Source organism: Ruegeria sp. B11 (genome assembly GCF_056539785.1).
In genome coordinates this window covers 784669-795368 of record NZ_JBQFVO010000002.1, presented here as the reverse complement: position 1 = coordinate 795368, position 10700 = coordinate 784669, and the positions used below count along the sequence as shown (strand labels likewise).

Sequence of the window (10700 nt, the reverse complement as noted above, 5' to 3'; positions counted from 1 at the left end):
CATTCTGCGTTGCCAGGCGGCAATCTGTTAGCGCTATATCGCGTATGGCCGCCCTTGGGGTGGCACCGAATTCTCAGGGAGGAGAACAAAAAATGAAGCGTTTTGCATTTGCCACCGTGTCGACATTGGCCGTAGTGGCCGGGTCGGCTGTTGTGGCTGAACCAAAGGCCGAAGTTCTGCACTGGTGGACGTCCGGTGGTGAGGCGAAATCGGTCGCGGTTCTGCAGGAAGAGTTCGCCTCGAACGGCGGCACATGGACCGATATGCCGGTCGCAGGTGGCGGCGGCGATGCGGCCATGACTGCGCTGCGGGCCCGGGTTCTTGCGGGTAACGCGCCGACTGCTGTTCAGCTGAAAGGACCTGCCATTCAGGAATGGTATGAAGAGGGCGTTTTGGCAGACATTTCATCCGTGGCAGAAGCCGAAGGCTGGGCCGATGTGCTGCCAGCATCGATTGCAGGCCACATGATGTGCGAAGGTACGTGGTGTGCAGCACCTGTGAACGTGCACCGCATCGACTGGATTTGGGCCAATGCTGACGTTCTGGCCGCCAACGACATTGAAATGCCCACAACATGGGAAGAGTTCAACGCCGCTGCCGAAAAACTGCAGGCTGCCGGAGTGATCCCTTTGGCCCATGGTGGCCAGGCATGGCAAGACGCCACAGTGTTCGAAGCGGTTGCGCTGGGTCTGGGTGGCCCCGAATTCTATCAAAAAGCCTTTGTTGATCTGGACCCCGAGACGCTGACCTCGGACACCATGGTGCAGGTCTTTGATCAGATGCGCACCCTGCGCGGTTATGTGGACGAAAACTTCTCAGGCCGCGACTGGAACCTTGCCACCGCCATGGTGATGAATGGCGAAGCAGCCTTCCAAATCATGGGTGACTGGGCCAAGGGCGAATTCCTGGCGGCTGGCAAGAAGCCCGGCGAAGACTTCCTGTGTGCCTCGACCCCCGGCGACGGATATCTGTACAACGTCGACAGCTTTGCCATGTTCGAAGTGGAAGGTGATGACAACCGCGCTGGTCAGGAATTGCTGGCCAAGCTGATCGTCGCGCCGAAATTCCAGGAAGTGTTCAACCTGAACAAGGGCTCGATCCCTGCGCGGACTGATGTGGCACTGGATGCGTTCGACATCTGCGCGCAAATCTCGGCCGAAGATATGGGTTCGACCTCGGCAGGCGGTTCGCTGCTGCCGTCTTATGCCCATGGCATGGCGCTGCGCGGGTCGCAGGCCGGTGCGATTACGGATGTTGTGACCGCACATTTCAACTCGGATATGTCCTCGGCTGACGCGGTTCAGCAACTGGCGGACGCGGTAGCAAACAGCTTCTGATCCAACACGCTCTGCCCCCTATAATGCGGGGCAGAGCATCTTTCCCCGGAGGCTAAAATGTCCGAATGGCTGGAAAACCACCTGCCCAAGGTGGTGCTGGCACCGTCGTTCATCGCCGTATTGATCTTTGTCTACGGATTTATCGGATGGACCGCATGGGTGTCGCTAACCCGATCGAAACTACTGCCGAAATACGAGATCAAAGGCTTCATTCAGTACGAACGCCTGTTCGACTCTCCCCGCTGGGATACGGCGATCAACAACCTTTATATCTTTGGTGCGCTGTTCATCGTGATCGCGATGGTACTGGGCCTGTTGCTGGCCATCCTGCTGGATCAGAAGATCCGCGTCGAAGGCGCGATCCGGACGATCTACTTGTACCCGATGGCGTTGTCGATGATCGTGACAGGTACGGCGTGGAAGTGGATTTTGAACCCGGGCCTGGGCATCGAATCCATGGTGCAGGGCTGGGGCTTTCCGAATTTCGAATTCGACTGGCTGGTGAACCCTGACTATGCGATCTACACTATCGTGATCGCCGCGATCTGGCAGAGTTCCGGCTTCGTCATGGCGTTGTTTTTGGCCGGTTTGCGTTCGGTCGATGGCGAGATCATCAAGGCCGCACAGGTCGATGGTATCCCCACGTGGCGCATCTATACGGCGATCATCATCCCTTCGATGGCCCCGATTTTCCTGTCTGCTTTCATCGTGCTGGCGCACCTCGCAATCAAAAGCTTCGACCTTGTCATCGCCCTGACTGGTGGCGGTCCGGGCTACGCAACCGATCTGCCCGCTACTTACATGTACGCCATGGCCTTTTCGCGCGGCGATATTGGTCAAGCGGCCTCGTCCGCGATGATCATGATGCTGGTCGTCTTTGCCATCGTGGTTCCCTATCTTTACTCAGAGCTGAGGGCGAAAAATGACTGATCTGTCGATGCCCCAAACACAAACCCGCACCCAAAGCGCTACGGGCAAGATTGCCCTGCGTTGGTTGCTTTATATCCTGCTTGGCCTGTTTGCACTGTATTACCTGATGCCGCTCTTCGTGATGTTGACGACTTCATTGAAAAGCCTTGAGGAAATCCGCACCGGCAGCCTGGTTTCGCTGCCGCGAGAGGTCAGCTTCGACGCCTGGAAAACCGCATGGTCCGGCGCTTGTACCGGTATCCAGTGTGAAGGTTTGCGACCCTATTTCTGGAACTCGGTTCTGATCGCGGTGCCTGCGGTATTTTTGTCGACCCTGTTGGGTGCGCTGAACGGCTATGTCGTGGCGCAATGGCGGTTCAAAGGGGCCAATATCATCTTCTCGCTGATGCTATTCGGTTGCTTCATCCCGTTCCAAGTTGTTCTGCTGCCAATGGCACGTCTGCTGGGTATGATGGGGATTGCCGGGACCATTCCGGGCCTGATCTTTGTCCATGTGATCTACGGGCTGGGCTTCACCACGCTGTTCTTCCGCAACTACTATGTCACCATTCCGGCCGAGCTGACCAAGGCCGCTCGTGTCGACGGTGCAGGCTTCCTGCGAATTTTCTGGTCAATCTTCCTGCCGCTGTCGCTGCCGATCATCGTGGTGACCGTGATCTGGCAGTTCACGCAGATCTGGAACGACTTCCTGTTCGGTGTGTCGTTCAGCCAAGCAGGGACACAGCCCGTGACCGTTGCGCTCAACAACATCGTAAACTCCACCACCGGCGTCAAAGAATACAACGTCGACATGGCCGCCGCGATCATCGCGGGGCTGCCGACGCTGCTCGTCTATGTCGTTGCCGGTAAGTATTTCATCCGCGGCCTGACCGCTGGCTCAGTGAAGGGATAAGACCCATGGCTCCCATCCTTGATATCAACAAACTCTACAAGAATTACGGCGCGACCGAGATTCTGAAAGACATCAACATCTCGATTGAACCGGGCGATTTCCTGGTGCTTGTCGGCCCCTCGGGCTGCGGTAAGTCTACGCTGCTGAACTGCATTGCGGGACTGGAAGAGATCACCGGTGGCACATTGTCCATCGGTGGCAACGATATGACCCATGTCAGCCCCAAGGATCGCGACATCGCGATGGTGTTCCAGTCTTACGCTTTGTATCCGACCATGTCGGTGGCCAAGAACATCACCTTCGGCATGAAAGTGCGCGGGGTCGATCAGGCCACGCAGGAAGCCAAGCTGAAAGACGTCGCCTCCTTGCTGCAGATCGAGCCATTGCTGAACCGCCGCCCCAGCCAACTGTCGGGTGGTCAGCGTCAGCGGGTCGCGATGGGCCGGGCGTTGGTGCGCGACCCCAAGCTGTTCCTGTTCGATGAACCGCTGTCGAACCTTGACGCCAAGCTGCGGGTCGAGATGCGGACCGAGATCAAGAAGCTGCACCAGACACTGGACGCCTCCATTGTTTATGTCACCCACGACCAAATCGAAGCGATGACGCTGGCCACCAAGATCGTGGTCCTGAAAGGCGGGATTGTACAGCAGATCGGTACTCCGGCTGAGATCTACAACAACCCGGCCAACCTGTTTGTGGCGGATTTCATGGGCTCACCTGCGATGAACCTGATCCCGGCACAGGCATCGAACAATGGCTCGGGGACGCAAATCTCGATCGCGCGCGAATCCGGTGAAACGCTGGTTCTGAACGATGCACGCGTCTTGTCTCTGCCGCAGGATGTCATCCTTGGTCTACGCCCTGAAGATATCGCCGAGGCGGGGTTCCGCGCTGGCGCAGGCGTGCAGGAAGCCGCCTGCATGGTCGATATGGTCGAACCCGCAGGGGCAGATACCTATGTGGTGTCGGAATTGGGTGGCAAGCAGGTCACGGCGCGGCTGCATGCTGAAACCAGCGCGCAGGCCGGTCAATTGCTGAACCTGGCGTTCGACATGAGCAAGGTGTCCTACTTTGCCAAGGAAACGGGTGAACGGCTGAATTAAGTTGCCGTTGGCCCGCACCAACCCGGGGTGGGCCATACCAATCACAGTCGGTTTTGGCCGGTAAATTTGAAATATGCTATCTTGGGACGTAGCGAAGGGAGGCGCGCTATGTCCGATCCGTATTCCGATCTGGCCGGGCAGGATACCTCGGTCCAAGAGCGTATCGCCGAAGCTATGGAAGCGCGGTGTCTGGAGCCAGCGCAGAAAGAGATCAGGGATAGCTATCTAAGTGATTTGATTGTCCCTGAGGGCGGGTTCGCGGTTGAGCTGGGTTCAGGCACCGGGCACATCACGCAAGAGCTGCTGTCAGTTGGCGGGGTGGAGCGCGCGCTCGGCATTGAGCCCTCACCGGTTATGGTCGAACGTGCGAGAAACAGCTTCGCCAGCGAGAGCAATCTTGTTTTTGAAACCGGCGATGCAAAGGCAACCAGGCTTGAAGATAGCTCAGCAGACCTTGTTCTGGCGCATACACTGTTGTGCCATGTACCCGGCCCCGAAGATGTGGTTTCCGAGGCCTTTCGGATACTGAAACCGGGCGGGATATTCGCGATTTGCGATGGGGACTACGATACCGCCACAGCGCAGATTGCCGATTTTGATCCTCTGGATCAACTCATTCGGTTCATGATCAATCAGAACGTCACCAACCTCTGGATCATGCGCCAGATTGGCGGTGCACTCTCTCAAGCAGGTTTTGAGTTGGGCCGTCGCCGGGGACACGGTTATGTGGCCGAAGGAGAGGCGACTTACTTTCTGACCGTTATCGACCGTGGTGCGGATCGAATGGCCGAGACCGGGTTGTTGGCGCCTGAAACGGCACAGGCGCTGAAATCCGAGGCCCGGGCGCGTGTGTCTGCAAACACGTTTTTTGGCTACATGTCTTATGTCAGCCAGATCGCGCGCAAGCCTGCAACCTGAACAAAAAAGCCACCGCGCGAACGGGTCGAGCGGTGGCCGGCGTAGGATAATACCTCTGATCAGCCAGTCTTTTTCAGATCCTTGATCAGGCGATTCAGGTCGCCGCCGCGCGCATCCAGCATTGCGCCAATCTCTGTGCGCTCGGTCAGCAACAAATTCACACCTTCGATGAACATGTTGTAGAACTTTCCACGACCCGATTTGTCGGACACCAGGAATGTCACTTCGAACGGGGATGAGCCGCGCAATTTGACCGAGGTTCTGACCTCGTATCCGGTCTTGATCTTGCGCGCGTTACGCACGGTGACCTCACCGCCGATGAACTCGCGGAACCGGCGACCATATTTGCGCGAAATATAGCCTTCGAACGCTTTGGTGAACTGACGCAGCTGTGCGGATGAGGCTGTGCGTGCATCCGCCCCCAGCGCATAGCGGGCCATGATCGGCACATCACCGTATTGCACAAAGATCTTTTGAAAATCACGCAGCATGGCATTTTCGGATTTACCCGAGTCAATGATACGCGTGATATCGGCCACAACGCTGTTGACCAGCTGTTTGGCCTGCGCTTCGGTCAGCGCGAACGCGGGCAGAGGCAATGCGGCAACTGTCATCCCGGTCAGGGCGGTGGCCACAAAACGGCGTCGGTTCAACAGGTTATTCGGCATAGGGGTCCTCGTACGGGTCAAGATAGGGGTCTCTGACAGGGTCGGTCCCGGTGGTGGCGTAGGGATCGTCATACAGACCCAAATAGGCGTCTTCATCATCCCTTGCCAGTTCAAAGCGGCGATTTTGCAGGTAGATCGTGCGCGCTTGCGCGTAACTGTCTGCACTTTCGTACAGAATCGAATCAACTGTATCCGAGAACCGACCGCGATCTCCCATCCGCCGCACGACCTCGGCATAGACACCAATATTGTCGACCGGGCGGGTCGGGCTAAAGTTGATCGGATTCGAGAACAGGTTGACCACAACGCCGACCGCATCGCGCGCGGTGGACGGGCCGTAGAAGGGCAGTTCCACATAAGCACCTTCGCCCACGCCCCAGACATGCAGGGTTTCGCCGAAATCAGTATCAACAGGCGGCAGGTTCAGCTCATCCGCCGGGGCTGACAGGCCAAAGCCGCCCACGGTCGAGTTGATCAGAAAGCGCAGCAGCGCATTGCCGGACTGTTTCAGATTGCCTTGCAGCAGATAGTCCAGCGCCTGCCCGGGCATCGTCAGGTTTTCGGCAAAGTGATTGAAACTGGTAACCATCGGATCTGGTACGATCTTCACATAGCCTTTCGAGGCCGGTCGGAACAGGAATCGGTCCACACCCAGATTGAACTTGTGAATGCCCCGGTTGGTCCCTTCATAGGGGTCAAAAATCTCACCCCGCGCCGCTGCGTCCTGAGGCTGCGTCGCGCATGCCGATAGGACCGTCAGGATGCCGAATATGATCAGGTGCTTCAGACGAATGTAACTTGGCACTGTCTTCGTTACTCCGAAAATTGCCCAGCGGTATCCGGGCCTTCAATCAATACAGCCTTTGCACCCTTGGTGGCGCAATTGGTCTCACATAGAGGTTTCGCGCAGGATTTGAAACAACAACTCGCGTTTACCTCAGCCGATGGGGCGACGTAAAGTGACACGAATTCAACACTTCCTGAATAAGAGAAGACCTGCCCAGTTTGCAGGCAATGGGAAAAATCCCGCTTTCACGCTTTCGGAAACAGGTTTTCCCGGTTAGCGTCCGCGCGGAATCACTATGAGATGAGGATAATCCACATGAGCATCGCAGCAAAACTGGACAGCCTGGGTGTCAGCCTGTCGGACGCACCTGCTCCGGCAGCGAACTACGTTCCTTTCGTGCGCATTGGCAACATTGTCTACGTGTCGGGCCAGATCTCCAAGGCGGATGATCTGATCACTGGTAAGCTCGGTGATGATATGGATGTTGAGGCAGGCGCCGCTGCAGCCAAAGTCTGCGCCATCAACCTGTTGGCTCAGGTCAAGGCGGCCTGTGGTGGCGATATCGACAAGCTGGTGCGCGTGATCAAGCTGACCGGTTTTGTAAACTCGACCGCTGATTTCACAGAACAGCCGAAGGTGATCAACGGGGCCTCCGACTTCCTGGTCGAAGCGCTGGGCGACGCCGGTCGTCATTCGCGCTCGGCCGTCAGCGCAGCCTCATTACCTTTGGGTGTTGCCGTTGAAATCGAGGGTATTTTCGAGGTTCAATGAAACCGTCCCTTCCGTCTGAGTTCCTGCAGCGCCCGATAGCACATCGCGCGCTGCATGACATTTCTGATCAGCGGCCCGAGAATAGCCGGGCCGCCATTCGTGCCGCAATTGACGCCGGTTATGGGGTCGAGATTGATCTGCAACGCACCCGTGACAATCGGGCCATGGTGTTTCACGACTATGACATGACACGTCTGACCGGGCAGCCCGGACCGATCCAACAGATCACCGAGACACAAGCGCGGGCCCAGACGCTTCTGCATTCTGACGGTGAAGGTATCCCCTCGCTCGAAGAGGTGCTGGCCATTGTTGCAGGACGGGTGCCCTTGCTCATCGAGCTGAAGGATCAAGATGGTGCAATGGGCCCCGATATCGGCGCTTTGGAAGCAGATGTTGTAAGCGCACTGAAAGACTATGAAGGCCCGGTCGCGTTGATGTCGTTCAACCCGCATTCAGTCGCAGAGATTGCACGCCTTGCGCCACATTTGCCGCGCGGTCTCGTTACCAGCTCTTATGAGCCCAAGGTCGAGCTTCTGCCGCAAGCCGTCTGCGATCATCTGCGCAACATCCCGGATTTCGACCGCGTTGGAGCCAGCTTTATCAGCCATGAAGTCATCGATCTTGACCGCCCCCGGGTCGCTGAGTTGAAGGCACAGGGTGTGCCGATCCTGTGCTGGACCGTGCGTTCGCTTGAACAAGAAGCAGAGGCACGCAAGGTTGCCGATAATGTTACGTTCGAAGGCTATCTGGCCGAACATCCCGCTTGATCCCGGCGCGCGCGATCACAGATAAAGGTGCAGCGCGGAGGGGATATGGATCAGGCACAGATTGAGGTTCGGGTTCTGACATCGGTCTCGCAGATTTCCGCGAGCGACTGGGACAGTTGCGCCTGCCCTGAGGTTGCCGATGGCGGGCGACCGCTTGATCCGTTCACGACACATCGGTTTTTGCATGCCCTGGAAGAAAGCGGCTCGGTCGGGCGTGGTACTGGCTGGCAGCCGCAATACCTGACAGCCTATCTGGACGGGATGCTGATTGCGGCAGCCCCGATGTTTGCCAAGTCGCACTCCCAGGGTGAATACATCTTCGACCATAGCTGGGCTCATGCCTATGAAAGCGCGGGCGGGCGATATTATCCCAAGCTGCAGATCGCGGTGCCCTTCACACCCGCGACTGGCAGGCGTTTTTTGGTGCGACCCGGCTACGATGCTGTCGGGATCTCGGCGCTGGTGCAAGGAGCGGTGCAACTGGCCGCCGAGAATCGGATTTCTTCCCTGCACGCGACCTTCTGTACCGAGGCCGAGGCGCTGGCAGGGGAACAGATGGGCCTGATGGTGCGTCACTCGCAGCAATTTCACTGGCTCAACGACGACTACACAAACTTTGATGGCTTTCTCGCCGCGCTATCTTCGCGCAAACGCAAGAACATCAAAAAAGAACGCGCGCAGGCCTGCGATTTCGGCGGACAGATTCGCACCATCACCGGCGATGATCTGCGGCCCGAGCATTGGGATGCCTTTTGGCGGTTCTATCAGGACACCGGCGCGCGGAAATGGGGCTCACCTTATCTGACGCGGCAATTCTTTGATATCGCTCAGGAAACCATGACAGATGACATCGCTCTGGTGCTGGCGGAACGCAACGGATACCCCATCGCAGGGGCGTTGAACTTCATCGGGCGGGAAACGCTCTTTGGCCGCTACTGGGGCTGTGTCGAGCATCACCCCTGCCTGCATTTCGAACTGTGCTATTATAGGGCGATCGACTTTGCCATTGCAGAAGGACTGGCCCGGGTTGAGGCCGGTGCACAGGGCGAGCACAAGCTGGCGCGCGGCTATCTGCCAACGCGCACGCATAGCTTGCATTGGGTTGGCGATCCGGGTTTTGCTGATGCGGTTCAGAAATATCTGGACGCCGAGTCCCACGCAGTGGGAGAAGAGATCGAGATTCTGACGGATTATGGCCCGTTCAGGAAATCGAACCCGGAGGAACAGCAATGACCGAACTTCTGTCAACCGAGACCCGCGGCCCGCTGCTGGACCCGCTGTTCAGAAATGGCTGGACCATGGTCGAAGACCGCGATGCGATCACCAAGACCTTCATCTTCGATAATTTTGTCGCCGCCTTTGGCTGGATGACGCAGGTGGCGATCTGGGCCGAGAAATGGAACCACCACCCCGAATGGTCGAATGTCTACCGCACGGTAGAGGTGGTCCTGTCGACCCATGATGTTGGCGGTCTGTCTGCACAAGACGCCAAGCTGGCGCGTAAGATGGACAGCCTGCTAACGGTCTCCGCGTGAACCCGTCCCACCGGCCAGCAATGTTGCCGTTCCCAGCTGCTTGAATTCTGCCGGGGTGATTGTGCCGTCGCTGACATTGATATTGCCCGGAATTCTGATCGTACGGGTGCCGACGGACCGCACGCTGCGGGCCGACGGATTGATGTCGAGACACCGATTTTCATAGCAGGTCAGACCGCTGGTATTGATCTGAATCTGCACATGACCATCAGGGCCGCTGATCACCGGGGATTGCTGTACGTCACATGCGGCCAAAGCCACCAGGCTACCGAGGCAGATCCATTTATTCATGACACGCTCCTGCCAACCAAGTTGGCGTTTAATCTAAGAGACCGTTGCCATCCTTATCCGCAGCGTCAAAATCGTTCTGCATTTGGCTGACATACTCTGCCTTTGAGATAAGACTGTCGCCATCCCGGTCAACGGCTTCGAACTGTTTGATATCCAAGAACGGTTTTGCTTCGCTCAGGCCCAGAGTGCCGTTCTTGTCTTCGTCCATTGCCTGAAATGCATAGTCCGAGAAGGCGTTGAATTCGTCCTTGGACAGGAAGCCGTCATTGTTGGTGTCGATGTTATTCAACTCGGCCTCGTGCAGTTCTGCGACAGTCTCGGCGTTTGCAGCAGCAGCCATCACGAATACGGTGGTGATAATCAATACTCGTTTCATCTCAAATCTCCTCAGCACGCGTAACGTTCGCCAGACACGCCACCCGCAGCGGCGCCCGCCGCCGTCAGGATGGTCTTGCCTGAACCACCGCCAAATTGATTGCCGATCACTCCACCGATCAGGGCGCCGCCTATGGTACCACTCAGGCAGGCGATCTCGTGCTGTCGGGCAGCCTGTTGTTGGGGTGTGGGTGCAGGTCCGCACGCCGCCAGGGCCCCGGCGGTGCCAAGAAACAATGTAAGCAATTTCAGTCGCATCAATGAACTCCCCAGTTGTATGGGCCAAGTATTGGCGCATCGGGGCGTTGCATCAAGTTAAATGCGTT

Annotated in this window: 14 protein-coding genes; 9 read left to right on the top strand and 5 right to left on the bottom strand. The window is 57.3% G+C overall.

From position 1 onward, the window contains the following. Nucleotides 1-92 precede the first annotated feature (92 nt). The 5 genes from ACR0I1_RS11365 to ACR0I1_RS11345 all read left to right on the top strand — a co-directional run bounded on the left by ACR0I1_RS11365 (nt 93) and on the right by ACR0I1_RS11345 (nt 5180). Complete coding sequence (locus ACR0I1_RS11365) at nt 93-1337, top strand: ABC transporter substrate-binding protein (protein ID WP_480706510.1); 1245 nt, start codon at nt 93-95, stop codon at nt 1335-1337. A gap of 57 nt (nt 1338-1394) precedes the next feature. Beyond that, nucleotides 1395-2267, top strand: a complete 873-nt coding sequence (locus ACR0I1_RS11360) for a carbohydrate ABC transporter permease (RefSeq protein ID WP_039543053.1) — start codon at nt 1395-1397, stop codon at nt 2265-2267. Further along, the gene (locus ACR0I1_RS11355) at nt 2260-3159 is read left to right on the top strand and encodes a carbohydrate ABC transporter permease (RefSeq protein ID WP_480706508.1); all 900 of its coding nucleotides are present in this window, start codon (nt 2260-2262) and stop codon (nt 3157-3159) included. The genes ACR0I1_RS11360 and ACR0I1_RS11355 overlap by 8 nt, the downstream gene beginning before the upstream one ends. Before the next feature lie 5 nt (nt 3160-3164). Next, entirely contained in the window at nt 3165-4262 is a 1098-nt protein-coding gene (locus ACR0I1_RS11350) for an ABC transporter ATP-binding protein (protein WP_480706506.1), read from the top strand. A gap of 108 nt (nt 4263-4370) precedes the next feature. Next, nucleotides 4371-5180 carry a methyltransferase domain-containing protein gene (locus ACR0I1_RS11345; protein ID WP_170636568.1) on the top strand — a complete coding sequence of 270 codons (810 nt, stop codon included), beginning with the start codon at nt 4371-4373 and terminating at the stop codon, nt 5178-5180. Nucleotides 5181-5239: 59 nt separating this feature from the next. Here the strand turns inward: ACR0I1_RS11345 and ACR0I1_RS11340 are convergent, their stop codons facing one another. Further along, a complete protein-coding gene (locus tag ACR0I1_RS11340) occupies nt 5240-5848 on the bottom strand; it encodes an MlaC/ttg2D family ABC transporter substrate-binding protein (RefSeq protein ID WP_170408534.1) in 609 nt (202 codons plus the stop codon). After that, nucleotides 5838-6653, bottom strand: a complete 816-nt coding sequence (locus ACR0I1_RS11335) for an MlaA family lipoprotein (RefSeq protein WP_170408533.1) — start codon at nt 6651-6653, stop codon at nt 5838-5840. Before ACR0I1_RS11335 ends, ACR0I1_RS11340 begins: the two co-directional genes overlap by 11 nt. A 297-nt stretch (nt 6654-6950) precedes the next feature. Between ACR0I1_RS11335 and ACR0I1_RS11330 the strand changes: the two genes are divergently transcribed. Genes ACR0I1_RS11330 through ACR0I1_RS11315 form a run of 4 tightly spaced genes read left to right on the top strand, consistent with a single transcriptional unit; the run spans nt 6951 to nt 9708 of the window. Further along, on the top strand, nt 6951-7406 hold the full coding sequence (locus ACR0I1_RS11330; RefSeq protein WP_170394820.1) for a RidA family protein: 456 nt from the start codon (nt 6951-6953) through the stop codon (nt 7404-7406). Then, nucleotides 7403-8173 carry a glycerophosphodiester phosphodiesterase family protein gene (locus ACR0I1_RS11325; RefSeq protein WP_170515125.1) on the top strand — a complete coding sequence of 257 codons (771 nt, stop codon included), beginning with the start codon at nt 7403-7405 and terminating at the stop codon, nt 8171-8173. The genes ACR0I1_RS11330 and ACR0I1_RS11325 overlap by 4 nt, the downstream gene beginning before the upstream one ends. 45 nt (nt 8174-8218) lie before the next feature. Then, nucleotides 8219-9406 (top strand): GNAT family N-acetyltransferase, encoded by a 1188-nt coding sequence (locus ACR0I1_RS11320; RefSeq protein WP_480706503.1) that lies wholly within the window; start codon nt 8219-8221, stop codon nt 9404-9406. Then, nucleotides 9403-9708: a 4a-hydroxytetrahydrobiopterin dehydratase gene (locus ACR0I1_RS11315; RefSeq protein WP_170394812.1), complete on the top strand. Its 306-nt coding sequence runs from the start codon at nt 9403-9405 to the stop codon at nt 9706-9708. The genes ACR0I1_RS11320 and ACR0I1_RS11315 overlap by 4 nt, the downstream gene beginning before the upstream one ends. Here the strand turns inward: ACR0I1_RS11315 and ACR0I1_RS11310 are convergent. The 3 genes from ACR0I1_RS11310 to ACR0I1_RS11300 are packed head-to-tail and all read right to left on the bottom strand — an operon-like array spanning nt 9691 to nt 10632. Continuing rightward, nucleotides 9691-9999 carry a hypothetical protein gene (locus ACR0I1_RS11310; RefSeq protein WP_480706501.1) on the bottom strand — a complete coding sequence of 103 codons (309 nt, stop codon included), beginning with the start codon at nt 9997-9999 and terminating at the stop codon, nt 9691-9693. The genes ACR0I1_RS11315 and ACR0I1_RS11310 overlap by 18 nt on opposite strands. A 28-nt stretch (nt 10000-10027) precedes the next feature. Then, nucleotides 10028-10375 (bottom strand): penta-EF hand family protein, encoded by a 348-nt coding sequence (locus tag ACR0I1_RS11305; RefSeq protein ID WP_170626752.1) that lies wholly within the window; start codon nt 10373-10375, stop codon nt 10028-10030. Nucleotides 10376-10386: 11 nt separating this feature from the next. Then, on the bottom strand, nt 10387-10632 hold the full coding sequence (locus ACR0I1_RS11300) for a glycine zipper 2TM domain-containing protein (RefSeq protein WP_170394802.1): 246 nt from the start codon (nt 10630-10632) through the stop codon (nt 10387-10389). Between the last annotated feature and the right edge of the window lie 68 nt (nt 10633-10700).